General features: G+C 30.9%; 23 protein-coding genes and 1 tRNA gene. 17 read left to right on the forward strand and 7 right to left on the reverse strand.

Annotated features, from left to right (window positions below; all coding sequences use genetic code 11):
- Positions 1-74 precede the first annotated feature (74 nt).
- The 5 genes from porK to JAO71_RS05370 all read left to right on the forward strand — a co-directional run bounded on the left by porK (position 75) and on the right by JAO71_RS05370 (position 5,815).
- Entirely contained in the window at positions 75-1,436 is a 1,362-nt protein-coding gene (porK, locus tag JAO71_RS05350) for a T9SS ring complex lipoprotein PorK/GldK (protein WP_202999422.1), read from the forward strand.
- 52 nt (positions 1,437-1,488) lie between these two features.
- The gene (gene porL, locus JAO71_RS05355) at positions 1,489-2,121 is read left to right on the forward strand and encodes a type IX secretion system motor protein PorL/GldL (protein ID WP_028289572.1); all 633 of its coding nucleotides are present in this window, start codon (positions 1,489-1,491) and stop codon (positions 2,119-2,121) included.
- Between the two features lie 46 nt (positions 2,122-2,167).
- Positions 2,168-3,730 carry a type IX secretion system motor protein PorM/GldM gene (gene porM / locus JAO71_RS05360; protein WP_116824151.1) on the forward strand — a complete coding sequence of 521 codons (1,563 nt, stop codon included), beginning with the start codon at positions 2,168-2,170 and terminating at the stop codon, positions 3,728-3,730.
- 41 nt (positions 3,731-3,771) lie between these two features.
- Entirely contained in the window at positions 3,772-4,671 is a 900-nt protein-coding gene (gene porN / locus JAO71_RS05365) for a type IX secretion system ring subunit PorN/GldN (protein ID WP_028289574.1), read from the forward strand.
- 103 nt (positions 4,672-4,774) lie between these two features.
- A complete protein-coding gene (locus JAO71_RS05370) occupies positions 4,775-5,815 on the forward strand; it encodes an NAD(P)/FAD-dependent oxidoreductase (RefSeq protein ID WP_202999424.1) in 1,041 nt (346 codons plus the stop codon).
- Between the two features lies 1 nt (position 5,816).
- Here the strand turns inward: JAO71_RS05370 and JAO71_RS05375 are convergent, their stop codons facing one another.
- Positions 5,817-6,203 (reverse strand): DUF983 domain-containing protein, encoded by a 387-nt coding sequence (locus tag JAO71_RS05375; RefSeq protein ID WP_202999426.1) that lies wholly within the window; start codon positions 6,201-6,203, stop codon positions 5,817-5,819.
- An 87-nt stretch (positions 6,204-6,290) separates the two neighbouring features.
- On the opposite strand from JAO71_RS05375, the gene JAO71_RS05380 reads away from it, so the two are divergent.
- From JAO71_RS05380 to JAO71_RS05410, 7 genes are all read left to right on the forward strand, one after another.
- Entirely contained in the window at positions 6,291-8,195 is a 1,905-nt protein-coding gene (locus tag JAO71_RS05380; RefSeq protein WP_202999428.1) for an ABC-F family ATP-binding cassette domain-containing protein, read from the forward strand.
- A gap of 81 nt (positions 8,196-8,276) precedes the next feature.
- On the forward strand, positions 8,277-9,398 hold the full coding sequence (locus tag JAO71_RS05385) for an efflux RND transporter periplasmic adaptor subunit (protein WP_202999430.1): 1,122 nt from the start codon (positions 8,277-8,279) through the stop codon (positions 9,396-9,398).
- Between the two features lie 13 nt (positions 9,399-9,411).
- Positions 9,412-12,609: an efflux RND transporter permease subunit gene (locus tag JAO71_RS05390; RefSeq protein WP_202999432.1), complete on the forward strand. Its 3,198-nt coding sequence runs from the start codon at positions 9,412-9,414 to the stop codon at positions 12,607-12,609.
- Positions 12,599-13,921, forward strand: a complete 1,323-nt coding sequence (locus tag JAO71_RS05395; RefSeq protein WP_202999434.1) for a TolC family protein — start codon at positions 12,599-12,601, stop codon at positions 13,919-13,921. Before JAO71_RS05390 ends, JAO71_RS05395 begins: the two co-directional genes overlap by 11 nt.
- A 173-nt stretch (positions 13,922-14,094) precedes the next feature.
- The gene (locus tag JAO71_RS05400) at positions 14,095-14,910 is read left to right on the forward strand and encodes a leucine-rich repeat domain-containing protein (protein ID WP_116824158.1); all 816 of its coding nucleotides are present in this window, start codon (positions 14,095-14,097) and stop codon (positions 14,908-14,910) included.
- Between the two features lie 73 nt (positions 14,911-14,983).
- Positions 14,984-15,166, forward strand: coding sequence for a CPXCG motif-containing cysteine-rich protein (locus JAO71_RS05405; protein ID WP_116824159.1), 183 nt, complete (start codon positions 14,984-14,986; stop codon positions 15,164-15,166).
- Positions 15,167-15,286: 120 nt separating this feature from the next.
- Positions 15,287-15,359, forward strand: a tRNA-Met gene (locus JAO71_RS05410).
- Positions 15,360-15,484: 125 nt separating this feature from the next.
- On the opposite strand, the gene JAO71_RS05415 is transcribed toward JAO71_RS05410, so the two are convergent.
- The 4 genes from JAO71_RS05415 to JAO71_RS05430 all read right to left on the reverse strand — a co-directional run bounded on the left by JAO71_RS05415 (position 15,485) and on the right by JAO71_RS05430 (position 18,429).
- On the reverse strand, positions 15,485-16,249 hold the full coding sequence (locus JAO71_RS05415; RefSeq protein ID WP_116824160.1) for a patatin-like phospholipase family protein: 765 nt from the start codon (positions 16,247-16,249) through the stop codon (positions 15,485-15,487).
- Positions 16,250-16,282: 33 nt separating this feature from the next.
- Entirely contained in the window at positions 16,283-16,879 is a 597-nt protein-coding gene (locus tag JAO71_RS05420; protein ID WP_116824161.1) for a DUF6134 family protein, read from the reverse strand.
- A gap of 169 nt (positions 16,880-17,048) precedes the next feature.
- Positions 17,049-17,624, reverse strand: coding sequence for a DUF2911 domain-containing protein (locus JAO71_RS05425; RefSeq protein WP_202999436.1), 576 nt, complete (start codon positions 17,622-17,624; stop codon positions 17,049-17,051).
- Position 17,625: 1 nt separating this feature from the next.
- Positions 17,626-18,429 (reverse strand): DUF6503 family protein, encoded by an 804-nt coding sequence (locus tag JAO71_RS05430; protein WP_202999438.1) that lies wholly within the window; start codon positions 18,427-18,429, stop codon positions 17,626-17,628.
- A 148-nt stretch (positions 18,430-18,577) separates the two neighbouring features.
- Between JAO71_RS05430 and JAO71_RS05435 the strand changes: the two genes are divergently transcribed.
- From JAO71_RS05435 to JAO71_RS05445, 3 genes are all read left to right on the forward strand, one after another.
- Positions 18,578-19,036 (forward strand): RNA methyltransferase, encoded by a 459-nt coding sequence (locus JAO71_RS05435; RefSeq protein ID WP_202999440.1) that lies wholly within the window; start codon positions 18,578-18,580, stop codon positions 19,034-19,036.
- Positions 19,037-19,063: 27 nt separating this feature from the next.
- Positions 19,064-19,945: a GTPase Era gene (gene era, locus JAO71_RS05440; RefSeq protein WP_202999442.1), complete on the forward strand. Its 882-nt coding sequence runs from the start codon at positions 19,064-19,066 to the stop codon at positions 19,943-19,945.
- 87 nt (positions 19,946-20,032) lie between these two features.
- A complete protein-coding gene (locus JAO71_RS05445; protein ID WP_202999451.1) occupies positions 20,033-21,577 on the forward strand; it encodes a choice-of-anchor I family protein in 1,545 nt (514 codons plus the stop codon).
- 51 nt (positions 21,578-21,628) lie between these two features.
- Here the strand turns inward: JAO71_RS05445 and JAO71_RS05450 are convergent, their stop codons facing one another.
- Entirely contained in the window at positions 21,629-22,126 is a 498-nt protein-coding gene (locus JAO71_RS05450) for a GTP-binding protein (protein WP_202999453.1), read from the reverse strand.
- 98 nt (positions 22,127-22,224) lie between these two features.
- On the opposite strand from JAO71_RS05450, the gene der reads away from it, so the two are divergent.
- Both der and JAO71_RS05460 read left to right on the forward strand, forming a co-directional pair.
- Positions 22,225-23,532, forward strand: coding sequence for a ribosome biogenesis GTPase Der (gene der / locus JAO71_RS05455; RefSeq protein WP_028289591.1), 1,308 nt, complete (start codon positions 22,225-22,227; stop codon positions 23,530-23,532).
- Positions 23,533-23,641: 109 nt separating this feature from the next.
- Positions 23,642-26,422 carry an outer membrane beta-barrel protein gene (locus JAO71_RS05460; RefSeq protein WP_202999455.1) on the forward strand — a complete coding sequence of 927 codons (2,781 nt, stop codon included), beginning with the start codon at positions 23,642-23,644 and terminating at the stop codon, positions 26,420-26,422.
- On the opposite strand, the gene JAO71_RS05465 is transcribed toward JAO71_RS05460, so the two are convergent.
- Positions 26,412-26,894: a TPM domain-containing protein gene (locus JAO71_RS05465; RefSeq protein ID WP_202999457.1), complete on the reverse strand. Its 483-nt coding sequence runs from the start codon at positions 26,892-26,894 to the stop codon at positions 26,412-26,414. The two genes, JAO71_RS05460 and JAO71_RS05465, sit on opposite strands and share 11 nt — an antisense overlap.
- Positions 26,895-26,908 lie beyond the last annotated feature (14 nt).

Below are 26,908 nucleotides of genomic sequence, written 5' to 3' on the forward strand. Positions count from 1 at the left end.
CATTAAATAAATAAATATGTTTACGCTCTTAAAAAAATTAAGAGTATTAAATTAACCTCGAGTTTTCAATGGATATGAAGAAGTTTGTATTATTAACAGCGGTTTTCGCACTTTTAGTAAGTTGTGGATCAAAAGATAAAGGACAGCTAGTAGGTGCTAAAGGAAAAAAGTGGCACCCAGAAAAACCTTTCGGTATGACATTAGTTCCTGGTGGAGCTTTTATTATGGGTAAAGCAGATGATGATTTAGCAGGTATACAAGATGCACCAGCTAAAACAGTTACAGTAGCTTCGTTCTACATGGATGAGACAGAAATCACAAATAGTGAGTATCGTCAATTCGTAGAATGGGTAAGAGATTCAACAATTCGTACAAAATTAGCAATCTTAGCTGATGAAGTAGGAATGACTCCAGATGATGGAGGTATTGGTGAATTTGCATTTAAAGATGCAGATACAACAGATGCTTCAGCTTACGAAAAGTATATGATTGATAATTATAGTGGACTTGGCGAAACTGGTTATGAAGGTAGAAAATTAAACTACGATGTAGATTTGTTTTTTGACACTGCAGAATATCCAGATGAGTACTATGTGGAAGTAATGGATACAATGTATTTACCATTAGAGGAGTCTTATAATGGACAACGTACTTGGGATGTGACAAAGTTTAAGTTTCAATACACTTACATGGACATTGCAAAAGCTGCAAAAAACAAAAATTTAAGTCGTAAAGATGTAGTTATTAGAGAAGAAGTTGAAATATATCCAGATACAACAGCTTGGATTAGAGATTTTGCTTATTCTTACAACGAACCAATGCATAATGATTATTTCTGGCATGATGCATACAGTGATTATCCAGTAGTAGGTGTATCTTGGCAACAAGCTAAAGCATTCTGTGAGTGGAGAACAAAACATCATAATGATTACAGACGTTCAAGAAAAATACACAATGTAGGTCGTTATAGATTACCGTCAGAAGCACAATGGGAATATGCTGCAAGAGGAGGTCTGCAAGCTGCAACTTTTCCTTGGGGAGGACCTTATGCTAAAAACGATAGAGGTTGTTTTATGGCTAACTTTAAACCATTAAGAGGAGATTATGCAGCAGATCAAGCTTTATATACAGTTGAAGCAGATGCTTATGAACCAAACGATTTTAACTTATATAACATGGCAGGTAACGTGTCAGAATGGGTAGATTCTTCTTACGATCCAGGTTCATATGAGTACGCATCTACTATTAATCCAAGTGTTAATGATCCATATAACAAACGTAAAGTTGTTCGTGGTGGTTCTTGGAAAGATGTTGCTTACTATTTACAAGTAAGTTCAAGAGATTACGAATATTCTGATTCTGCAAGAAGTTACATTGGTTTCAGAACGGTTCAAGATTACATGGGAACTGATGTTACAGCTAACTCAAGACAATAATAATTACTACTAATAACAACTAAAAAACTTAACAACTAAAAACTTAGAAATTATGGCACAAAAAAAGATTTCAACAATGAACATGGTCTACGGATTAGGAGCAGCAATTGTAATTATTGGAGCTTTATTTAAAATCCAACACTGGCCTTACGGTTCACTTATCTTAACAATAGGTATGATTGTAGAAGCTGTTGTATTTACATTATCTGCATTTGAAAAACAAGGTGGTGAATTAGATTGGTCTCTTGTGTATCCTGAATTAGCAGGCGGACAAGCAACAACTAAAAAAGGTAAAGTTGAAGAGCCTAAAGATGCTGAAGGTTTATTATCTAAAAAATTAGATAACTTATTAAAAGAAGCTAAAATTGATGGTGAATTAATGGCTAGCTTAGGAACAAGTATTAAAAACTTTGAAGGAGCTGCAAAAGGAATTTCTCCAACTGTAGATTCTATTGCTGCTACTAAAAAGTATGGTCAAGAAATGACATTAGCTGCATCTCAAATGGAGTCTTTAAATAGCTTATATAAAGTGCAAATGGAAAGTGCTTCTCGTCAAGCTACTATTAATGAAGAAGCTGTTGAAAATGCTGCTAAATTAAAAGAACAAATGCAATCTTTAGCGTCTAACTTATCTTCTTTAAACGGAGTATATGGTGGTATGTTAACTGCAATGAATAAAAACTAATTAGTGATTAATATCAACTAATATTAATAAATTAAACTAATTAGAAATGGCAGGAGGAAAACAGTCCGCAAGACAGAAAATGATTAACCTGATGTACTTAGTATTTATTGCAATGATTGCAATGACTATGTCAAAAGAAGTATTATCTGCATTTGGGTTAATGGATAAAAAATTTGATAGAGCTAATGAATTAGCAATAGCTTCAAATGATGGTATATTAAGCCAACTTAACACACAAGCTGAAGAAAAGCCTGAGGAGTTTCAATCGGCAAATGAATTAGCAAAGCAAATAAGCGTAATTTCAGATGATTTTTACAAATTTCTAGGTACAGTTAAAGCCAATGATATAGTGAAATTAGGTGGTTACGAGCTTGAAGATAATGGTGATTTACCTTACGAAGAAATGGATAAGGGAGATAAACTAGATGAATTATGGTTTACAGGAGATAGACTTACCAAAAGAGGTCAAGAAGTACTTGATAGAATCGAAAAGTATAAGTCAGATATAATTGCAGTATTACCAAAAGAAGCAAAGTGGAAACCTGTAATTGAGAACTTTGAAAAACGTTTTAGTACATCACCAGTTAAAGATAACGAAGGTGTTGAGAAAAAATGGTTAGATTACCATTTCCAAGGTTTTCCAGCTATTGCATCTTATACAAAGTTAACAGCTATGCAAAACGATATCAAAGCTACTGAAACTAATATTTATAACGGTTTTCTTGGTAACTTAGTAAGTAATGCTACTTCTTTAAAAAATTATAAAGCGATTGTTTTGGCTGATAAATCAGCATTCTTTGCTGGAGAAAAATTTCAAGGAAGAGTTGTTCTAGGTAAGTATGCTAACGTTGCACCAACTAAAATGAGCGTTTCAGGTAAAGACATTGATCTAACAGAAGCAATTGATTCTACTGGAGCTGCTAAATTAGATTTTAATGTTGGTAATGTTGGAGAACATGATATAGATGGTAAATTTACTTTCTTAGAGGACGGTAAAGAACTTGAAATACCTATTATTGGTAACTATGTTGTAGTTCCAAGACCAAATTCAGCTACAATTTCAGCTGATAAAATGAATGTAGTTTATAGAGGTGTTGCTAACCCAATGACTATCTCTTTCGCTGGTGTACCAGATAATAAAGTTAATGCTTCTGCATCAGGTTTATCATCAAAAGGTGGTGGTAAGTATATTATGACACCTGGTTCAGGTAAGCAAGTGACTATTAATGTTACAGCAAAACTTGACGACGGTTCTAGTGCTTCTGACAGAGCAGTTTTCAGAATTAAAGATATTCCAAAGCCTTCTGGTACTATTGCTGGTAAGTCTCAAGGTTCTTTACCAAGAAACAATGTTGAAATTGGTACTGTTAAAGCAGTATTAGAAGATTTTGATTTTGATTTACCTTTAACTGTAACATCATTTAAAATTAAAGTACCAGGTCAAGCAACAGTAAATGTTTCTGGTAGTAGATTAAATGGTCAAGCTAAAGCAGCTTTAAGAAAAGCTAGACGTGGTGATGCTATTCAGATTTTTGATATTAAGTCTAAATCATCAGGTGGTCCAAGAATTAAACCAGCTAGTCCAATAGCAATTGAGCTATCTAACTAATCAAACTAAATTTGATTAATAAATTATAAAATAAATTTCAGATGAATTATAAATCTTTATTAGCAGTTGTTTTCGGAGTATGTTTTGCATCTCAATCAGTTGCACAATCTAATATTCTAAATGCTAAATCTCCAGATGAGATTGGTGTAAGAACAGAGGAACAAATAGCATTAGATAATGATAGACCATTAGAATATGGTTATGTTGATGATAGAGATATTATGTTTGCAAAAATGACTTGGGAGAAAGTTGTTTTAGACGAGCGTGTAAACTTTCCATTATATTATCCTGTTGATACTAATAATATAGGTAGTGAAAGACGTTCTCTATTTGATGTTCTAACTAAGGCTATCGATGAAGGTAAAATTGAAAATGTTTATAACGATTCATATTTTACTGGTAGACGTACTAAAAAAGAATTAGAGCAAATTAGAACAGCAGTTGATACTATGGATATTGGTTACGATCAGTTAAATGCTGATGGTTTTGTAGATCCTGAGTATATTACAACTACAACTATTGCTTCTTATGATGTATCAGCATACTTAATCAAAGGATTATGGTATTTTGATAAGCGTCAAGGTGAATTAAAATATAGATTGTTAGGTCTTGCTCCAGCTGCACCAGATGTTAACTACGTTAACTCAAATGATGAAGCTAACAAAGAGCCAATTCCTTTATTTTGGATTTTCTATCCAGATGCAAGAAGTATTTTACATGAGTCTAAAGCTTTTAATGCTAAAAATAGTGCAATGCCTTTTTCTTTTGATCACATATTAAACTCTAGACGTTTTAATAGTGTAATTTATAAAGAAGAAAACGTATTTGGAGACAGAAAAGTTGAAGATTATGTTGCAGAAAATGCTTTAATGCAATTATTAGAGTCTGAAAGAATAAAAGAAAAAATTAGAAACTTTGAGTTAGACATGTGGTCTTACTAAGTTACACACTAATTAATATTTTAAAAAACGCTCACTTTTAAGTGAGCGTTTTTTGTTTTTATTCAGATTAGATTTTTGATTTATTTATCAATATTTTTGTATCATGAAAGTAGATTATATAGTTGTAGGTTGCGGTTTAGCAGGATTATCTTTTTGCGAAAAATTATTAGAGAATAATAAATCTTTTATAGTCATAGATAATAATTCTCAGCAATCTTCGGTTGTTGCAGGTGGATTATATAATCCAGTTACTTTAAAACGTTTTACTCCAGTTTGGAAAAGTGAAGAACAGTTAGCTACAGCTTTACCTATTTATAAACTCTTAGAACAAAAATTAAATTCTACTTTAGATTATAAGGTTCCTGTTAAAAGACGATTTACGTCCCTAGAAGAGCAAAATAATTGGTTTTCTGCTTCAGACAAAAAAGGACTAAAACCATTTATTAATACTGATCTTTTTGTTAATAACAACCCTTATATTGATGCTAATTTTAAATTAGGTGAAGTCTTTCAAACGGGAAGATTAGATACCAAGAAACTTATTGAAAATTATAAAAAATGGCTTTCTGATAATAATCTTCTTATTTCAGAAACCTTTAATTATGATTTGTTAATCCTAGATGAATCAAAAGTAATTTATCAACATATTACTGCAAAGCACATTGTCTTTGCTGAAGGTTTTGGTATGAAACAAAATCCATATTTTAAAGATTTACCACTTTCAGGTACTAAAGGACAGTTGTTAACTATTCATGCTCCAGAGTTAAAATTAGATTATGTGTTAAAATCCAGTGTATTTGTTATTCCTTTAGGTGAGGATTTATATCGTGTAGGCTCTACTTATGAGCAAAAAGATAAAACGAACACTATTACTGATGACGCAAAGGAAATGTTATTAAACAAGCTTAAAACGTTTGTTAAATGCGATTTTGAAATCATTAATCAAGTTGCTGGAATTAGGCCAACTGTTAAAGATCGTAAACCTTTGGTAGGTAAGCATCCAACAATACCAAACATGTATTTGTTTAACGGTCTAGGGTCACGAGGCGTTATGATTGCTCCATATGTTGCAAATCAATTATTCAATTTTATTGAAAATAATGGAAGTTTAGATACAGAGATTGACTGTAGTCGTTTTTTTTAAACTAATCTTTTTTGGCTAATTTTTTGTCATAACTCATAAAAATATTAATCCAAATATTTCTAGAAAGCCTTACTATTATTGGGTAAAATACTACTAATGTAAATATAATAGCAAAAAACGCTGTGGTTGTACTGCTTCCTAAAAACACATAACTTATTATAAATGCAGCAACTGCAAAAGCTATACCTACTCCATAACTAACATACATAGAACCATAAAAAAAGGAAGGTTCAATTTTATATTTTGTATCACAATTACTGCAACGTTCATGCATACTAAATAGCTTACTTATAGCATAAGGATTAGGGTTTGTATACATAGATTCTTCGTGACATTTTGGACATGTACCTGTAAAAATCGAATATAATTTAGAGCCTTTTTTAAACATAATATTTGTGTACTTTTGCCTTTTGTAATTAGAAGAACAAAAATATAACTTCTAATTTTTATATTAAGTAACATAAGTCACAATTCAATGCTAAACATTCATAATTTATCAATTTCATTTCAAGGAGAATATCTTTTTGAAGACATCACTTTTAAATTAGGAAATGGTGACCGAGTTGGTCTTATAGGTAAAAATGGTGCAGGTAAGTCTACCATGCTTAAAATTTTATCTAAAGAAATGGAGCCTGATTCAGGTCAAATTGCTGCAGATAAAACTTTGAAAATTGGTTTTTTAAAACAGGATATAGACTTTGTTTTGGGTCGTACTGTTCTTGAAGAATCATATCAAGCTTTCACTGAAATTAAAGAGATTGAAGCTAAAATAGAACATATAAATACACAATTAGCAGAACGTACAGATTATGAGAGTGAAGCTTATCACGATCTAATGGTTGAGTTAAGTGATATCCAGCATCAATATGAAATTTTAGGTGGTTATAATTATCAAGGTGAAACCGAAAAAATATTACAAGGTTTAGGTTTTAAGCGCGAAGATTTTAATAAACTTACAGATACTTTTTCTGGTGGTTGGCGTATGCGTATTGAGTTGGCCAAATTATTACTTCAAAATAACGATGTTTTACTTCTGGATGAGCCAACTAACCACTTAGATATTGAGTCTATTATTTGGTTAGAAAGTTTCCTTAAAAATTATTCAGGTGCAGTAGCAATTGTATCTCACGATAAAATGTTTTTAGACAATGTTACAAATCGTACTATCGAAATTAGCTTAGGACGTATTTATGACTACCCAAAACCTTACACGCAATATTTAGTATTAAGAGAAGAAATTAGAACACAACAATTAGCCTCTCAAAAAAATCAACAAAAGCAAATTGAACAAACTGAAAAGCTAATAGAAAAATTTCGTGCCAAAGCCAGCAAAGCAACTATGGCACAATCTTTAATTAAAAAATTAGATAAAATTGATCGTATTGAGGTTGATGAAGATGATAATAGCGTAATGACTTTAAACTTTCCAGTATCAATTACTCCAGGAAAAGTTGTGGTTGAGGCTAATAATATCTCTAAAAATTATGGAGACATTCACGTATTATCTGATGTTGATTTAATGATTGAGCGTGATATTAAAACAGCTTTTGTTGGTCAAAACGGTCAAGGAAAATCTACTTTGGCAAAAATCTTAGTAGGAGATTTAAAACATGATGGAGAATTAAAGTTAGGTCATAATGTACAAATAGGATATTTTGCACAGAACCAAGCAGAATATTTAGACGGAAATAAAACCGTTTTAGATACAATGATTGATGCAGCTAATGAAACTAACAGAAGTAAAGTTAGAGATATTTTAGGTTCATTTTTATTTAGAGGTGAAGAAGCAGATAAATATGTTAGAGTTTTATCTGGAGGTGAACGTAACCGTTTAGCATTAGCAAAACTAATGTTACAACCGTTTAATGTGCTAATAATGGATGAGCCAACCAACCATTTGGATATAAAATCTAAAAATGTTTTAAAAGATGCTTTGCAACGTTTTGAAGGAACATTAATTTTAGTATCTCACGATAGAGATTTTTTACAAGGTTTAACAAGCACTTTGTTCGAATTTAAAGACGGAAATATTAAAAAATATTTAGGTGATATTGATTATTATTTAGAACAACGTAATGTAGAAAACCTTAGAGAGGTTGAAAAACGTACAGTTGTAAAAACGGAAGCTAAAGAAACACCTAAACAGTCATACGAAGACCAAAAGAAGCAAAAATCATTAAACAACAGATTAAGTAATTGCGAGTCTAAAATCGCACAGCTTGAAAAAGATATAAAAGATATTGATGTAGAATTAGCTGTTAATTATGACGAAACCGTTGCTAAACCTAACTTTTTTGAACAATATCAAGCTAAAAAAGATAAATTAGAGCAATTAATGGAAGATTGGGAAAATATAACGCTACAATTAGAACAATTTTAACATCAGTCTTTTAGCTTTTTTTTAACGTTTAACCTTTAAACTATAAACTAATTTTGCGGTCATACCATCAAAACCAAATTCATGCGCAAAATTATCCTTTCAATTTTAGGTGTTCTTTTTATTATAGGTGCTTTTATAATTGCAAAAAATCTTATTGATAACAAAAATAAGCCAAGACCAGTAGCTGCAAAAGTTATTAAAACTGTTTTTACAGATACGGTTAAAAATACAACCATTCCTATTGTAATTCCTGCTAATGGTAATCTTACAGCAAAACAACGTGTAGAGATCTATTCAGAAGTGCAAGGCGTTTTTCGTAATGGTAGCTATTTGTTTAAACCTGGTCAAACGTATCGTAAAGGTCAAACCTTAATTCGTGTTGATGCTTCAGAGTATTATGCAAGTGTACAATCTTCAAAAAGTGGCTTGTACAATTCAATAGCTGCAATAATGCCAGATTTAAGATTAGATTTTCCAGATATATTTTCAAAATGGCAATCCTATTTAAATAGTTTCGATTTAAATAAAACAACACCCAAGTTACCAGAAATGAGTTCTGATAAAGAAAACTATTTCATAACAGGTCGTGGTATTATTACAAGCTATTACAATGTAAAAAACTTAGAACAGCGTTTGTCTAAGTACACTATATCTGCTCCCTTTAATGGTATTTTAACCGAAGCTTTAGCAACAGAAGGTTCTTTAATTAGAAGTGGTCAAAAGTTAGGCGAATTTATTAATCCTTCTGTTTATGAAATGGAAGTATCAATAAGTAAAACATTTGCTAATATTTTAAAAGTAGGTGAAAGTGTAGCTTTAACTAATTTAGATAAAACCGAAAGTTATACAGGAAAGGTGTCTAGAGTAAACGGAAGCATTGACGCTACCACACAAACCATTACAGCTTTTATAGAGGTAACAGATGATAACCTAAAAGAAGGTATGTATCTTGAAGCCAATTTAAATGCTAAAAGTATTGACAATGCAATTGAGATTAATAGAAATCTATTAACGGATAATCAAGAAATATTTGTCATAAAAGATTCTATCCTTGATGTAATACCAGCTAAACCTGTACATTTTTCTGATACCAAAGTCGTGTTGCAAGACGTACCAAACGGAACAGTTATTTTAAAGCGTCAAGTACCAGGAGCTTATTCTGGTATGATTGTAAAACCTTTTGTAGAAACAAAAGACAACTAAATAGCATACTATAATGAGAAAAATAATTAGCTATTTTATAAAATACCATGTTGCAGTAAATGTATTTATTATTGCATTTGCAATATTTGGTATTCTTGGATATTCGTCTTTAAAATCTTCGTTTTTTCCATTAACAGAATCTAAGATAATCAATGTTAGTATTGCTTATCCAGGAGCTTCACCTCAAGAAATTGAAGAAGGTATTGTACTTCAAATAGAAGAAAATTTAAAAGGACTTAAAGGGGTAGATCGTGTCACATCTGTGTCAAGAGAAAACAGCGGAACCATTACTGTAGAAATCGAAAAAGGTGAAAACCTAGATTTCATGTTACTAGAAGTTAAAAACGCGGTAGATAGAGTTCCAACGTTTCCTACAGGTATGGAGCCATTAGTAGTTTCTAAACAAGAAGCAGTTAGAGAGACTATTTCTTTCGCTTTAAGCGGAAAAGAGATTCCGTTATCCACATTAAAACAATTAGGTCGTCAAGTTGAAAACGATTTACGTGCTATTGAAGGTATTTCTCAAATAGAAGTAACAGGTTATCCAGAAGAAGAGATAGAAATTGCTGTAAATGAAGGAAGTTTATTAGCCTATAACTTAACTTTTACCGATGTTGCCAATGCTGTAAGTACGTCTAACATATTAGTAACAGGTGGAAATATAAAAACAGAAGCTGAAGAGTATTTGATTAGAGCCAATAACAAACAATATTATGGCGCAGAATTTTCTAATATTATTGTAAAAGCCTCAGCAGATGGTAAAGTGGTACGATTAAAAGACGTTGCTGTAATCAGAGATCGTTTTTCTGAAACACCAAATGCATCTTATTTTAATCAAGAGTTATCTGTAAATGTTTCGGTAACCAGTACTAATAACGAAGACTTAATTTCATCTGCAGATAAAGTTAAGGAGTATATCACAAGTTTTAATCAAAAATATAATAACATACAATTACATATTGTAAGAGATTTATCTATAACACTTAATCAGCGTACAGATTTATTGACAGAAAACGCAATAGTTGGGATGATTTTGGTATTGGTGTTTTTATCATTATTCCTTAACACACGTTTAGCCTTTTGGGTAGCTTTTGGTTTGCCAATTTCGTTTTTAGGAATGTTTATTTTTGCAGGACAATTTGATGTCACAATTAATGTATTGTCATTATTTGGTATGATTATCGTTATTGGTATTTTGGTGGATGATGGTATTGTAATTGCAGAAAACATTTACCAACATTTTGAAAAAGGTAAAACGCCAAAACAAGCTGCGTTGGATGGGACAATGGAAGTTATTCCTCCAGTAGTTTCGGCTATTATTACTACGTTACTAGCCTTTTCATTATTCTTGTTTTTAGATAGTCGTATAGGTGAGTTTTTTAGCGAAGTTTCAGTCATAGTAATTTTAACTTTAGTAGTGTCTTTAGTTGAAGCATTAATTATTTTACCAGCTCACTTAGCACATTCTAAAGCATTACAACCACAAGTAGAGGAAGAAAATCCTTCAAAGATGAAGCAGTTTTTTGCTAAAATGAGAGGGATTAATAGAGCAGGAGATAAATTTATGGGTTATTTAAGAGATAAAGTGTATGCTCCAGCCCTAGATTTTGTGCTTCAATTTAAAGTGTTATCCTTAGGTATATTTGTTGCATTACTAGTTTTAACTTTTGGATCAATAGGTGGAGGTATAATTGGAGTGACACTATTTCCAAGTGTAGCTAGTGATAGGGTTTCAGTTCAATTAGAAATGCCTAATGGAACAAATGTTAAGGTTACAGATTCAATAATTTCTATGATTGAAGAAAAATCATTCATAGTAAATGAAGAATTAAGCGAAAAATATTTAAAAGGAACGGGTAAAAAGCTTTTTGAAAATACAATTTTAAGTATCAATAGTAGCTCAAGTGCCACTCTTAGATTAAATATGTTACCAGGAGAAGAACGTCCAGATGCTATAAAATCGTCAATGGTTTCTAATCGATTAAGAGAGTTAGTTGGACCAGTAATAGGAACAGAAAGTTTAATTTTTGGTTCTGGTGGTAATTTTGGAGGTAGTCCAGTATCTGTATCCTTGTTAGGTAATAATATCGAAGAGCTTAAAGCATCTAAATTAGAACTAAAAGCTTACCTGTCTACCAATCCACTATTAAAAGATATTGAGGATAATGATCCTGCAGGAATTAAAGAAATTAGATTACAACTTAAAGAAAGTGCCTATCTATTAGGTTTAGATTTAAGAACAGTAATGTCACAAGTACGTTCTGGTTTTTTTGGATCACAAGCACAACGTTTTCAACGTGGACAAGACGAAATTAGAGTTTGGGTACGTTATGACAGACCAAACCGTAATTCGATAAACGATTTAGACGACATGCGTATTTTAACACCAACTGGTGAGCGTGTAAATTTAAAAGACATTGCTAATTATAGTATAGCTAGAGGAGATGTAGCAATAAATCACCTAGAAGGTTTAAGAGAAATTAGGGTGTCTGCAGATTTAAAAGATCCAAGTACAAGTACGACAGATATTTTAGACGATATTAAAAATAATTTCATTCCTAATTTGCAATCAAAATACCCAACTATAAAAGCATCTTACGAAGGTCAAAATCGTGAAAAAGACAAATTAGTAAGTTCTTTAAGTAAAGCCGGAATACCAATATTGCTATTAATTTACGTTACAATTGCTTTTACTTTTAGAAGTTATAGTCAACCTATATTATTACTTTTATTAGTGCCTTTTAGTATGACTGCTGTAGCTTGGGGACACTGGATTTTAGGATTTCCGGTTAATGTATTATCCTTACTAGGGATCATTGCTTTAATAGGTATTATGGTTAATGATGGCTTAGTATTGATAGGTAAGTTTAATAGTAATTTAAAAGAAGGTATGGCTTTTGATTTGGCGTTATCTGAAGCTGGTAAATCAAGATTTAGAGCCATATTTTTAACCTCATTAACAACTGTCGCTGGTTTAGCACCATTATTATTAGAAAAAAGTAGACAAGCTCAGTTTTTAAAACCTATGGCAATTTCAATATCATTTGGTATTGCTTATGCAACAATATTAACCTTATTAGTTTTACCATTGTTTTTATCGTTTAGTAATACTATTAAGCAAAAAACAAAATGGTTAATTACAGGAGATAATATAACTAAAGAAGAAGTAGAACGTGCAATTAAAGAACAAAATGAAGAAAATGAACATTAATAAAAGCCTTTTACTTCTAGTATTATTGTGTGGTGCTTCAATTGTGAATGCACAACAAATTTTAACTCAAGAAGACGCTGTAAAATTAGCTTTAGATAATAACTACGGAATCAAAATTGCCAAAAACGATGTTGAAGTCGCTAATAACAACACAAGTATTTTAAATTCTGGTTATTTACCAACGGTTACTGCAGCTGCAGGTGCAACTTATAATTTAGATAATACTGAAGCAGAGTTTTCTAATGGAACAGATCCTACTGTACTAAATGGAGCAGAAAGTGACCGTTATAATGCATCAATAAGCCTTAATTATACCATTTTTGATGGATTAGGTAGACGTTATAATTACGAAAGTTTGAAAGAACAATACCAGTTGTCAGAACTTCAAGCCAGAGAAACTATAGAAAATACAATTACTCAATTGTTTTCTGTGTATTATAGCGTTGCACAGTTAACTGAAAATTTAGAGGCTTTAAAAGAAACCTTAGCAGTTTCAAAAGATAGATTAGTACGTGCAGAATACCAGTTTGAATACGGACAAAATACTAAGTTAGGGGTTTTAAATGCGGAAGTAGATATTAATAATGACAGTATTAATATCATTTCGTCATATCAAGATCTTAAAAATGCCAAACGTGATTTAAATGTTGTTTTAGGCAATACTTTAGATAATGATTTTACTGTAAATACTGAAGTTAACTTTGCTTTACAATTTCAACGAGATAGTTTATTTGAACAAGCTAAAATAAGAAACGTTGCTTTATTACAAACCGAAAAAAATATTGCTATTAGTCAATTAAGTATAAAATCTAATCAATCGGGTTATTTACCAACATTAGGATTATCTGGTACCTACGGATGGAATAAAAACAATAACAATGCAGCATCATTCGTGTCTGTTAGTACAAGTACAGGTTTATCTGCTGGATTAAATTTATCATGGAATATCTTTGATGGAGGAAGAACAAAAACCAATGTTAGAAATGCTAAAGTTAATTTAGAAACTCAAAAACTTCAAAAAGAAAACATCCTAATAGGTATAAAACGTGATTTTGATAACGCTTGGGAAGATTACACTAATAAACTGAATATCTTTAATATACAAGAGCAAAACATTATCACTTCACAAAATAATTTTGAACGTACTCAAGAGCAGTTTAAGATAGGTCAAGTCAATTCAATCGAGTTTAGACAAGCACAACTTAACCTTTTAAATGCAGAATTAAGCCGAAATAATGCTAAATACGATGCTAAATTAGCCGAATTGCAATTACTACAATTGAGTGGTCAATTACTAAATGTAGATTTTTAAATTACTGATTTACAGCTTGTTTTTACCGAATGATTTTCTATTAATTTTTAGAAATCACTTTTAAACACACGGTTTTAAAGCGTTTTCTTCTTAATTGGTGTCTTTTGTCGATTTTATTTGTTTTTAAACCTGTCAAAAGGTATATTTGATACAGTTAATCCTAAATCATTAACATGAAAACGATAAAACTTACTTTAGCAGCACTTCTTTTTACTTGCCTAACCATTGCAGGAGTATCAAATTCTGAAAAGGAAGCATTAATAGCTTTGTATGAAAATACAAATGGAGCAGAGTGGAACAATTCATGGGATTTAAACACGTCAATAGATACTTGGCATGGAGTAACTGTAGTAGATTCTAAGGTTGTAAGTTTAAACTTATCTTTTAATAATCTTCAAGGTACTATACCTACAGAGATTGGGCAATTAAGTAACTTACAAGTTTTAAACCTTAGTTTTAATAAACTTAAGGGTGATTTACCAGAGGCTATTGTTAACTTACAAAAACTATATTCTCTTCAATTATTTTTAAATCAATTTGAAGGAGAAATTCCAAGCTGGATTGGTAACATGACTAACTTAGAAGCTTTAGCTTTATATAGTAACAAGTTCTCAGGAACTATTCCTCAATCTATTACGCAGCTTAAAAAGTTAAAATCGTTAGAATTAGGAAGTAACTTTTTAACAGGTAAAATCCCTTTTGAAATAAATAACTTAACAGAACTTAAAAAATTAAGTTTATTAGATAATCAGTTAGTAGGTCAAATCCCAGAAACAATAGCAGAGTTAACTAACTTAGAAGAGTTAGTATTATCAAGTAATAATCTTACTGGAAGATTACCATTTGAGTTATCTCAATTATCTAAATTAAAATTGATAATGGTTAGTGATAACCTACTAAATAATGATTATGTAACTGTTGTTGATGATGCACCAAATAAAGTAACATTATTCTTAGAAGACACAACATTAGCAGCAAATAAAGAGTAACTTTTAGTTAAATATATGTTTAAAATAGTCAACCTTTGGTTGGCTATTTTTATTTTTGGTAAAAAGTAAATTTATGTTTGAACATTATTTTCAATGTCCTTATTGTTGGGAAACTATCTCAATGTTACTTGATTCTAGCGTCTCAAAACAAACTTATATAGAAGATTGTGAGGTTTGTTGTAATCCAATACAGCTAACGCCAGAATTTTTAGAATCAGAATTAGTTGGTTTTGAAGTGATTAATATTGAACAATAAAAAAAACACATTTTTTGCTTGTTATATCTAAAAAGGGTTGTATATTTGCAGTCCGAAACAATTAGGTCGGCATTATGAACCGATAGTTAAAAGCTAAATTAATTGTTACGAATATTAAATCGCGGGATAGAGCAGTAGGTAGCTCGTCGGGCTCATAACCCGAAGGTCACTGGTTCGAGTCCAGTTCCCGCTACTAAGTAAAGCTTCACAGAAATGTGAAGCTTTTTTTATTTTATTTTATTTCCTTTAGATTATAATATTGTATTTAACTAGTGTAATATTTTTAAATTTGAATACTATTATTTAAACATTCACTATTTAGCTAAATAAACTTGGGTTTTCTTTTAAAGCTTCAATAGTGTTTTGGTAACCATGATTAAAAATAGCATCAATTTTATTCATTTCAAATGTGCTATAATTAATAAGTTCTTCTGGATAAATAATTAGATCACAATATTTAAATTTTACCATAGACTCTGAAGCTACTTTAATTTTGTACGCTCTATCTACAACAGAGTAGGAGTGTCTTAAATCTTTTATGCTTATTTTTTTTAGGGGATTTACATATACACCAATAATTTTATCACATTCTTGTTGTAAAGGTTCAACAGGAAAGTTGTTTAATGTACCTCCATCAATATAAAAATTACCATTAATTTCTATGGGTGTAAATACACCAGGAAATGATGCAGATGCTATTATAGGTTTAATTAATTGTCCTTTTTTAAAAATTTTTAGGGTACCATCAATAACATTTGCTGCAGTAATGTATAAGGGCTTCTGTAAAGCATTAAATTCGTCAATAGGAAAGAAGGCTTCTAGGTCTTCATAAAATTTATCAGAATTTATAAAACCAGGTTTGTTTCTAGCATATCGTGTGGTTTTAAAAATTGAAACACTTTTAAAAAAAGTCAGAATGTCTGACCAATGTACACCTGCAGCATACAATGCGCCAACAATAGCACCTGCACTTGTACCAGAAATATGGGTTGGTTTAATGTTGTGTTCTTCTAATGCTTTAATCACGCCAATGTGTGCTGCGCCTCTTACTCCACCACCTGATAATACTAAGCCTATATTCATTTTTTTTGCTAACTTAATAGTTGTTATTTAAATCTATTGTTTTATTAAATCAAATTTAATTAATCCACCATCAATTGATGCTTTAGTTAAAAGACCATCTGTGTAATGAAAAATTCCAGCTTTACCTTTTTCGTTTATTTTTTTGTAAACATGATTTCCCATAGCAATAATACTATTAAACTGTCCGGTTTGTTCAGAATAGCATTTACTGATGTTTATGGGTTCGTTAAAATATAACTGAATAGTAGAAAAATTAATTACAGCATCAATAGTTTCTTCATTTTTACCATCTATTAATACTTTATAGTTGCCATCTGTTTTTTTTGTTTTTGTACTAGTATGCGGATTATTATTAACTATAATTTTTACATCTGCAGTTTCAAGATTATTGGATTTAAACGTAACATCATAATTATATTTAACAATAATATTTTTAATAATTTTAGCTTCAATTGTAGTTGCGCTTTGATAGTTAATACTATTATTTGTTGTCGTTTTGGTGGCTTTAAGATTGCCAATAATTTTATTGTTTCTTACAACATTAAAATTTATGGTGTTTTTTTTAGGTGTAGTTAATACGGTAAAACCGAATAAAAAAACACTAGTAATTATAAGTATTAAGGTGCGCATATTTTATAAATTGAATGGACTTATGGTGTCTAAACTTACAACAAATTACAATAATTTTTATAAATAGAAATCTGATGTTTATCATCTAAACTTAAGTTTAACTTTAATTTAAAAGCATAAAAAAAGCCTGACTTGATAGTCAGGCTTTTTTATTAATATTATCTAAAAATTATTTTGTTGTAATAGGAAACTCTGCAATTGTAGTATCCCATCCAATTTTTAAATGTACTGTGTTTTTTGAAGCTTCATATAAAGCAATAGATAAGTTTTCAATAACTTTATCACTTTTAGAAACAGGTACAGTCACACTAGCAACATCCTTACTAGCATCATAACCATAATTTCCCCAACCATCTAAAATAGTGTTTAATTTTAAAGTCCACTCTGTAGCAGTAGGTATTACTATAATAGTGTAACGTCCAGCCTTGATGTTTTTACCTCCAAAAGTCACATCATTATTAAATAAAATTTCAGTAGACTCGTTAGCACCAACTCTCCAAGCTTTACCAAATTTAAGTAACTCTCCAAAAACGACTCTGTCTTTTTTTGCAGGTCTAGAATAAGTTACACGTATTTGTGGTTCTAAAGCAGTTTTTTTAGCCTCTGTTTTCTTAAAAGCTCTGTGTGGTGCTCCATCAGGATAGTATGCACGATCCATTGGGCTTTTATCCATTTTCTTAAACTCTTGTGCATTAACAGTAGATGCTGTTACAATAATTGCGATAATAAATAATAATTTTTTCATTTTAGTTGTTATTTAGATTAATTATATTTTCTGTTTTTATTGTTGAAAGTTCTTTAAGCTCACCAGCTTCATATAACTTAGGTAAATCCTTTAAAGGTGTTCCAACTTTAGCTTCGTAATTAACATAATCTTGAAACGTAATGCCATCAATAATTCTTGTGTTAAAAGCACTTCTAAATCTTACACCACCTTTGTTTACTTTATAGCTGTAAGCTAAATAGTCTATTTTTTTAGTATTTTTATTAATCCAATAATTAAAGACATCATCATGATCTTCTCCACCACCAGCTTCGTCAAAAGTCACTTCAATGACATCATAAGATTTGTTTTTTATAGTCGTGGTTTCAATAAACTTGGTGTTAACCGCTTTGTCATTTAATTTGTACGGTAAAGTCGCAAAATATATCACCGAATTAATAGCTCCTGTTGCGCTATTAATGTCCTTTTTACTTAATGTTACAGCACTATCATTTATGGTTCTAAAAAACGTTCCGTTTTTTAAGACATCTGTAATTTGTTTACCTTCTTTTTGGTAGCTTTTAGTGTACTTATAGTCTAAACCGTTATTTTTAAATTGATAGTTTACACCTCTAAAATTAAAAGCATAGTTAGCAGAATCAAACAATGGACCACCATGTGCAGCTATTGTAGCTTTTAAAATGGTTTCCGAAGGACTTAAACTAACCTCTTTAGACGTTGTAATTGGGGTTTTTTTTGTTAAGGTCTCTTTTTTTGTAGTCTTATTATTGCAAGCACAAAATAAAAGTATTACAAATGTGATTATTACGAATTTTAAGGTTGACATTGGGATATTTTTATATAAATCTAATCGATTTGTCGTTTTAAAACACAGACCTTTCAGTTAATTAATAAAACTTTAAGACATTACTTGGACTTATAAATTTGAAAAAAGAAGAATTAATTCTAAACTCAAAATATTTTACTTTTGTAAAATGGTAGATAATTTTGAAAATGAATACTTCGGAATAGGTATTCAAAACGGAAAAACACCCGAAAACTTAGGCGTGCTTTGGCGTACAGCACAAAATTTAGGTGCTAGTTATATTTTTACTATCGGAAACAGATATGCTAAACAAGCTTGTGATACGCATAATGCAGTAAAGGCAATGCCATATTTTCATTATAAAACTTTTGAAGATTTTTATAATAACATACCCAAAGGAGCAAGGTTAGTAGGTGTTGAGTTGGATGACACAGCTGTAGACTTAGAAACCTTCCATCATCCCAGACGTTGTGTGTATTTATTAGGAGCAGAAGACCATGGATTATCTAAGCAAGCTATTGAAAAAAGCCATTTTTTAGTTAAATTTAAGTCAGAATTAAGTTTAAATGTAGCTGTTGCAGGAAGTATTGTGATGTATGATAGAGGAATAAACAAACCAAGGTCGTAACTTTGCGGTCTATTAAATTAAAGTAAAATGAAACATAAAGCAGGTTTTGTAAACATAATCGGAAATCCAAATGTGGGTAAATCTACATTAATGAATGCGTTTGTTGGTGAAAAGTTATCCATAATCACCTCTAAAGCTCAAACAACTAGACATCGTATTTTAGGGATTGTAAATGGTGAAGATTTTCAGGTGGTATTAAGTGATACACCAGGTATTATCAAACCAGCTTATGAGCTGCAAGCCTCAATGATGGATTTTGTAAAATCTGCTTTTGATGATGCTGATGTTTTAATTTATATGGTAGAAATTGGTGAAAAGGAATTAAAAGATGATGCTTTTTTTAATAAAATCACCAATGCTAAAATCCCTGTTTTATTACTTTTAAACAAAATAGATAAATCTAATCAAGAGCAGTTAGAAGAGCAAGTACAGTCTTGGTCATCAAAAGTCCCAAATGCCGAGATTATTGCAATATCTGCTTTAGAAGGCTTTAATGTTAAAGAAGTTTTTGATCGTATTATCGAGCTGTTACCAGAGTCGCCTGCATTTTATCCAAAAGACCAGTTAACAGATAAGCCAGAACGTTTTTTTATAAACGAAACGATTCGTGAAAAAATCTTAATGCATTACAAAAAGGAAATCCCTTATGCAGTAGAGATTGATACGGAAGAGTTTTTTGAAGAAGAACAAATTATACGTGTAAGATCTGTAATTATGGTAGAGCGTGAAACTCAAAAAGGAATCATAATTGGTCATAAAGGATCTGCTTTAAAACGTGTAGGTGTTGAGGCTAGAAAAGATTTAGAAAAGTTTTTTGGTAAGCAAATTCACTTAGAATTGTATGTGAAAGTTAACAAAAACTGGAGAAGCAATCAACGTCAGTTAAAACGTTTTGGTTACAATCAGTAAGCAATTTTAATGTTATCGTCATTTAGGCTTAACTTTTGGTTAAAGCTATAGTTTCATCTTTATGGTTTACATAAAAACCAACTAAAAATGAAACATTTAAAACACACATTACTATTATTTTCGTCTTTACTATTATTACATTGTTCTGATGACGACGATGGTAATGTAGATATCATTATTGATCCAGTTAATACTGAAGTTAATTTTCAATACAAAACTACTATTAATGTTGGAGGAGAAGCTTCTGCAGAGATTTCAGCATTTGACGCTTCTACAAACAAGTTATTTGTAACTAATGCAGAATTAAACGAAATTTCAGTTTATAATATTTCAGATTTAGACGTGCCAGTTCAAGAGTCTTCAATAAGTTTAAATGCTTTTGGTGCACCTAATAGCGTTGCTGTTCTTGACGGAAAATTGGCAGTAGCAGTTGAAGCTTCAACAAAACAAAACCCTGGACAAATTCATGTATATAATACTTCAGATTTATCTTTAGATAATCAATATACTGTTGGTGCTTTACCAGATATGGTTACGTTTTCAAAAGATGGTAATTATATTTTATCTGCTAATGAAGGTGAGCCTAACGATGATTATACAATAGATCCAATGGGAACAGTTAGTATCATAGATTTAAACGACGATACGGTTACCACATTAGATTTTTCAACCTTTACGTCCCAAGAAGCTAATTTAACGTCTCAAGGCTTTAGAGTTTTTGGTCCAAATGCAACTTTAGTAGAAGATGTAGAGCCAGAATATATAGCTATTTCTGACGACTCTCAAACTGCTTGGGTCTCTCTACAAGAAAATAATGGTATTGCTAAAATTAATTTAATCACTAAAGTGATTGAAGCTATTTATCCTTTAGGCTATAAAGACTATAATTTAGCTCAAAACTCAATTGACGCAAGTGATAAAGATGAAGTGACAGAACTTAAAAATTGGCCTGTAAAAGGTATTTATATGCCAGACGCTATCGTGTCTGTAAATATTAACGGAACAGATTATGTGATTTCTGCTAACGAAGGCGATTCTAGAGACTACGATGGTTTTAGTGAAGAAGAGCGTTTAAAAGATTTAACTTTAGACCCAACAGTATTTCCTGCAACATTAGATTATTTAGCAGACGAGAATCTTGGACGCTTAAAAACAACGACAACGTTAGGAGATATTGATAATGATGGAGATATAGACGAGATATATAGTTATGGAGCTCGTTCTTTTTCAATATGGAATGCAAATGGCTCTCAAGTGTATGATAGTGGTAATGATATTGCGACTCAAATTTTAGCTAATACACCAAGTCGTTTTAATTGGGATTGGGAAGATAACGAAAACGATAAACGTAGCGATGATAAAGGTGCAGAACCAGAAAGTGTTACTGTTTTAAATATCGCAGACCAACGTTATATTTTATTTGTTGGTTTAGAAAGAAATTGTCAAGTCATGGTTTATGACATAACAAATCCAGCAGCTCCTACTTTTTTATCTATTTTATCTCATGATGGAGATTATGCTCCAGAAGGTTTATTAGTTGTACCAGCAGCAGATAGTCCAACCGGAAAAGATTTATTAATTGTATCTAATGAGGATAGTGGGACAGTTAGTTTCTACGAGAATCAGCAGTAGTAATACATTTTAACTCATGTAAAAAAGCTTCAGTTTAATCTGAAGCTTTTTTTATTCGTCTAAAACAAGGCTCATAAATGTATATAAATTAGTCATTTCAGATTGGTTGGAGGTTTTACTAATTCGACCTGAAAAGTATAACACAAACCATAAAATAACCATTAATATTATTCCCCAAAGTTGTAAATGGTAATCTACTTTAAGCGCATAATTAGAATATGCCCAAACGCAAAAGGCAATAAATAAACCAGCAATAACAAAATGTAAAAACATAAATAAAGTCCAAACGGTAGGGTTAGGTCCAAATAATCCATACAACTGACTTTTATTATTATTTACTTCATTTATTTCTAAATGTAATTGTGGTGACCAAAAATGCTGTTGTGCTTTTGGTAGTTTTATAAAAACATGATCATCTATTCTTGAGACAATAAATTGACTTTGGTTATGCTTTTTAGCTTCAAAAGCCTCTAAAACAGTGCTGTGTTTTTTATTTATTTCTATTTTAAATCGTGGTCGTAGCACGACTTGGTTTAAGTTTTCGTTCATAAATATCTCATAATGAAAGTAAAATACTATTTTTTCTCAAACTAAACACTACCTTTGCACTCGCTTACAGGATATGTAATGCATAAAAACTTAAAATTATGAGCAGTATAGTAGCTATCGTCGGAAGACCAAATGTTGGTAAATCTACCTTTTTTAATCGTTTAATACAACGTCGTGAGGCAATTGTCGACGCAGTTAGTGGTGTGACTAGAGATAGACATTACGGAAAAAGTGATTGGAACGGAAGAGAATTTTCTTTAATTGATACAGGAGGATACGTTAAAGGTAGTGATGATATTTTTGAAGCTGAAATTGATAAGCAAGTAGAATTGGCTATTGATGAAGCGGATGCCATAATATTTATGGTAAGTGTAGAAGATGGTGTTACGGGAATGGATGAAGATGTTGCCAAATTACTACGTAAAGTAACAAAACCAGTATTTTTAGTTGTAAACAAAGTAGATAACGGTAAACGTGAAGAGGATGCTGTAGAGTTTTACAACCTTGGACTTGGTGATTATTTTAGTGTTGCAAGTATAAATGGAAGTGGTACTGGAGATTTACTAGATGCTTTAGTAAAAGCTTTACCAGAAAATGAAGAAGAAGAAATAGAAGATACTTTACCAAGATTTGCTGTAGTTGGACGACCAAATGCAGGAAAATCGTCATTTATTAATGCTCTTATTGGTGAAGATAGATATATAGTTACAGATATTGCAGGAACAACTAGAGATGCAATTGATACTAAATATAACCGTTTTGGATTTGAGTTTAACTTAGTGGATACTGCTGGTATCCGTAAAAAATCTAAAGTTAAAGAAGATTTAGAGTTTTACTCTGTAATGCGAAGCGTACGTGCAATAGAGCATGCAGATGTTTGTTTATTAGTCGTTGATGCAACAAGAGGTTTTGATGGTCAAATTCAAAATATATTTTGGTTAGCGCAACGTAACCGTAAAGGTATTGTGGTGTTAATTAACAAATGGGATTTAGTAGAAAAGGATCATAAATCTACTACGGAGTTTGAAAAGTATATCAAAAAACAATTAGAGCCTTTTACAGACGTGCCAATTGTATTTATTTCTGCTTTAACAAAACAACGTATTTACAAAGCTATTGAAACTGCTGTTGAGGTTTATAATAACCGTACAAAACGTATTAAAACTAGTGAGTTAAATGAGACGTTGTTGCCTATTATAGATAACTATCCACCACCAGCTTACAAAGGTAAGTTTGTTAAGATTAAGTATATTATGCAACTGCCTACACCACAGCCTCAGTTTGCTTTTTTCTGTAACCTACCACAATATGTACGTGAAGGTTATAAGCGTTATTTAGAGAATAAATTACGTGAAATTTATGACTTTAAAGGTGTGCCTATTAGCGTTTACATGCGTAAAAAATAATCATTCTAAATTACTTTTAGCTTTTTTTTAAGATAGATAATTGGATTACAAAGTTATTTTCGTTGAAAATAAATAGCTATTAATCAAGCTGTAACATCAACCAAAAACAATGCGTAACTTAATTATTGTTTGTACACTATTATGTACAGTATTTTCATTTAGTCAATCCAAAGAATTTAGTATTAAAGGTCAAGTTTTAGATGGTTTAGACCAATCTCCTCTAGAGGCTGCTACAGTTTATCTAGAAAGAGCTAAGGATAGCAGCCTGGTAACTTATACTATAACTAATAAAGATGGAAGCTTTGAGCTAGAGGACCAAACCAGTCTAGAAAACCTAAATTTATTAGTGTCTTATGTTGGATATCAATCTTACAAACAAAAAGTAACAATCAATAAATCGGTTATAGATTTAGGAGCCATTAAACTACAAATTAGTAATTCGTTAGATGAAGTTTTAATACAATCATCAGCTCCTGTTACTATCAAAAAAGATACTTTAGAGTTTAATGTCAATTCTTTTAAAACAAAAAAAGATGCCACAGTTGAAGATTTACTTAAGCAATTACCAGGAGTAGAAATTGACGAAGAAGGCAAAATTAAAGTCAATGGTAAAGAGGTCAATAAAATATTAGTAAATGGTAAGCCCTTTTTTGGTAATGATCCTTCAATAACAATTAAAAATCTTACTAAAGAAATTATAGAAAAAATTCAAGTTGTAGATACTAAGACTAAAAGTGAAGCTTTTACAGGTGAAGAAGGTGATACAGAAAACAAAACTATAAACCTGACTATTAAAGAAGAAAACAACAAAGGGGTTTTTGGTCGTGTTGCAGGAGGAGTTGGTACTGATGACAGGTATGAATTTGCAGGTATGTTTAATAGGTTTGATAACGACCAACGTATTAGTGTTTTGGTTGGAGGAAATAATATAAACTCTCCTGGATTTAGCTTCGGAGAAATCGAAAAAATGTTTGGTAATGGCGGAAGTACTTGGTTTAATAGCAATGGCTCATTTAGTATTAATGGACGACAATTTGGAGGAGGTCAAGGGATTACAACGTCTAATTTAGTAGGTGCTAATTATGCTGATGCTTTTGGCGAAAAAACAGAGGTTTCTGCAGATTATTTTTATTCTAATAGTAATTCTGAAAACGAAACCGCTTCACAACGTGAAACTATTTTATCAGATTCAAGATATTTTTCCAATTCAAATTCTGAATCAGATAGTGATACACAAAGTCACTCCATTAATTCAGATTTTGAAATTAAGATAGATTCGACATTTTTTATTAATATAAAACCATCTTTTTCAAGTTCTACAAGTACAACAACTTATAATAGTAATGACGAAACCTTAAATGAAGATCTAACATTAACCAATCAATCTACTTTAAATTCGTTTGTAGAAAATAAAAGCAATAATTTTTCTAATCAAATTAGTGCAACTAAAAAGTTTGGGTCTAAAGGTGCTTTTATAAGATTTGGAATTAATAATAGTTTTAATGCTTCAGAAAGTGATGACTTTATTAATTCTAATACTGAAGTTTTTGGTGACTCAGCCGAAACTATTAATCGTAATCAATTTACAGATGGCGATAATAACAGTGACAATTTAAGAAGTAATGTTACTTACAGATTACCAATTAAAGAAAAAGAGTTTTTTGTAAATTTTGAATACGAATACCAACGAAATAATGACCAAAACAAGCAAAGTGCCTTTGATTATAATAATACATCAAATCAATATGACGTGTTTAATGAAGCTTTGAGTACTGATTTTGAATATACAGATACTAAAAGTGTGCCTGGAGTTAGTTTAAGTTATCGAAAAGAAAAATGGTCTGCTAGAGTTGGTGCAGACTATGTGTTACGTACACTTAAAAATGAAGATGGTTTAAGACCACAATTTAATGTTGAAAGAGACTTTAATGCAATCGAATTGAACTCTAATTTTAATTATAGATTTAGTAAAAAAGCATCAATTTATGCAAGTTATAGGTTATCAAACAGACCACCAGCTTTAAGACAATTACAAGCTTTTGAGGATGTGTCAAACCCTTTAAATACAGTTGTTGGTAATCCAAATTTAGAACCAACAAATGAGCATAGATTATATATGGGTTTCAATGCTTATAATTGGAAAGAGCGTACAGGTTTTTATATTTATGCAAATGTGTCAAAAAATCAAAATGCAGTAGTGTCTAGAACAACAATAGATTCTGAAACTTTAAAACGCACAACTACTTATGACAATGTTAATGGTAATCACAATGGTTATTTTGGAATTGATTACAGTAAGAAGTTTAAAATAGACTCTGTACAATCTGTGAGATTTAAAATAGGTAACTGGTCAAATTTCTCAAAAAATATCAATTATAATAATGATGTGCAATATGCTAGTAATGTTTTTACTTACAATCCTAATGTTGGGATTGACTATATTTATAACGATGTGTTTGAGTTTAAACCACGTTACCGACTAACAATTACTAATAACACCTATGATATTGATGCGTTTGAGGATATTAATTTTACATCTCACAACTTGGATTTAAACACTGCTTTTTTCTTAACAAAAGGATTGGAATGGCGTAATGATATCACCTATAATTACAATCCAAATATCGCAGATGGTTTTCAAAAAGATGCATGGTTTTGGAATGCTAGTGTCGCGTATTCTGTTTTAAAAGATAAAGGTTTATTGACATTAAAGGTCTATGATTTACTTGATCAAAATACCAATGCTAGGCGTACTGCTACGCAAGATTATATTCAAGATACACAAAGTACAGTATTACGTCAATACTTTATGCTTAACTTTAGTTGGAAGTTTAATAGTTTAGGATCTAAAGGTGAAACTAGAGGAAACGGAATGTATTTTACGGATTAACCCATTTAACTTTAACCGAATCTAAAACTTGTAATACACCTTCAAAATAACGTTCTTCTTTAAAAGAAGGCACAAGAATATTTTCAATCAAGTCATAGCAGATAATATCTGTTATGACTTTTTCAGTTTCAGTACCTGTTGCTATCGCTACTTGACGATCGTGTTTAGATATTAGTAAAAGCAGACCATTGTTTTTTTCGGCTTGACCGACACCTAAATTATTAGCTAATTTAGTAGCATAAGTTAGTGTGTTTTCTTGGTTTGGGATAGAGTCCTTTATATAAACACAAATTTGATTGGTAGTTTGTTTTTCAAAGTCTAAAATAATTTTTGAAATCGAGTCTGTTTGTGATCGAGTAAAAAAATTAGCCTCATCAATAACGACTAAAGCATGTTGTTGACTAGAATTTTGGGTTTGTGAGTTACATGATAGAAGTGTTAAAAAAAATAGAAGTAGAGTAAATTGTTTCATTTTTAAAAATAAGT

It is taken from the genome of Olleya sediminilitoris (assembly GCF_016785945.1).
GTDB classification, from domain to species: domain Bacteria; phylum Bacteroidota; class Bacteroidia; order Flavobacteriales; family Flavobacteriaceae; genus Olleya; species Olleya sediminilitoris.

Excerpts from the sequence above, each read along its gene's own strand:
- porL (WP_028289572.1), top strand. The coding sequence starts at position 1,489 with ATGGCACAAAAAAAGATTTCAACAATGAACATGGTCTACGGATTAGGA.
- JAO71_RS05425 (WP_202999436.1), bottom strand. The coding sequence starts at position 17,624 with ATGAAAAAATTATTATTTATTATCGCAATTATTGTAACAGCATCTACT.
- JAO71_RS05380 (WP_202999428.1), top strand. The coding sequence starts at position 6,291 with ATGCTAAACATTCATAATTTATCAATTTCATTTCAAGGAGAATATCTT.
- JAO71_RS05450 (WP_202999453.1), bottom strand. The coding sequence starts at position 22,126 with ATGAACGAAAACTTAAACCAAGTCGTGCTACGACCACGATTTAAAATA.
- JAO71_RS05445 (WP_202999451.1), top strand. The coding sequence starts at position 20,033 with ATGAAACATTTAAAACACACATTACTATTATTTTCGTCTTTACTATTA.
- JAO71_RS05420 (WP_116824161.1), bottom strand. The coding sequence starts at position 16,879 with ATGCGCACCTTAATACTTATAATTACTAGTGTTTTTTTATTCGGTTTT.
- JAO71_RS05405 (WP_116824159.1), top strand. The coding sequence starts at position 14,984 with ATGTTTGAACATTATTTTCAATGTCCTTATTGTTGGGAAACTATCTCA.
- JAO71_RS05465 (WP_202999457.1), bottom strand. The coding sequence starts at position 26,894 with ATGAAACAATTTACTCTACTTCTATTTTTTTTAACACTTCTATCATGT.
- JAO71_RS05435 (WP_202999440.1), top strand. The coding sequence starts at position 18,578 with ATGGTAGATAATTTTGAAAATGAATACTTCGGAATAGGTATTCAAAAC.
- JAO71_RS05400 (WP_116824158.1), top strand. The coding sequence starts at position 14,095 with ATGAAAACGATAAAACTTACTTTAGCAGCACTTCTTTTTACTTGCCTA.
- JAO71_RS05395 (WP_202999434.1), top strand. The coding sequence starts at position 12,599 with ATGAACATTAATAAAAGCCTTTTACTTCTAGTATTATTGTGTGGTGCT.
- porN (WP_028289574.1), top strand. The coding sequence starts at position 3,772 with ATGAATTATAAATCTTTATTAGCAGTTGTTTTCGGAGTATGTTTTGCA.
- JAO71_RS05385 (WP_202999430.1), top strand. The coding sequence starts at position 8,277 with ATGCGCAAAATTATCCTTTCAATTTTAGGTGTTCTTTTTATTATAGGT.
- porM (WP_116824151.1), top strand. The coding sequence starts at position 2,168 with ATGGCAGGAGGAAAACAGTCCGCAAGACAGAAAATGATTAACCTGATG.
- era (WP_202999442.1), top strand. The coding sequence starts at position 19,064 with ATGAAACATAAAGCAGGTTTTGTAAACATAATCGGAAATCCAAATGTG.
- JAO71_RS05370 (WP_202999424.1), top strand. The coding sequence starts at position 4,775 with ATGAAAGTAGATTATATAGTTGTAGGTTGCGGTTTAGCAGGATTATCT.
- JAO71_RS05460 (WP_202999455.1), top strand. The coding sequence starts at position 23,642 with ATGCGTAACTTAATTATTGTTTGTACACTATTATGTACAGTATTTTCA.
- der (WP_028289591.1), top strand. The coding sequence starts at position 22,225 with ATGAGCAGTATAGTAGCTATCGTCGGAAGACCAAATGTTGGTAAATCT.
- porK (WP_202999422.1), top strand. The coding sequence starts at position 75 with ATGAAGAAGTTTGTATTATTAACAGCGGTTTTCGCACTTTTAGTAAGT.
- JAO71_RS05430 (WP_202999438.1), bottom strand. The coding sequence starts at position 18,429 with ATGTCAACCTTAAAATTCGTAATAATCACATTTGTAATACTTTTATTT.
- JAO71_RS05415 (WP_116824160.1), bottom strand. The coding sequence starts at position 16,249 with ATGAATATAGGCTTAGTATTATCAGGTGGTGGAGTAAGAGGCGCAGCA.
- JAO71_RS05375 (WP_202999426.1), bottom strand. The coding sequence starts at position 6,203 with ATGTTTAAAAAAGGCTCTAAATTATATTCGATTTTTACAGGTACATGT.
- JAO71_RS05390 (WP_202999432.1), top strand. The coding sequence starts at position 9,412 with ATGAGAAAAATAATTAGCTATTTTATAAAATACCATGTTGCAGTAAAT.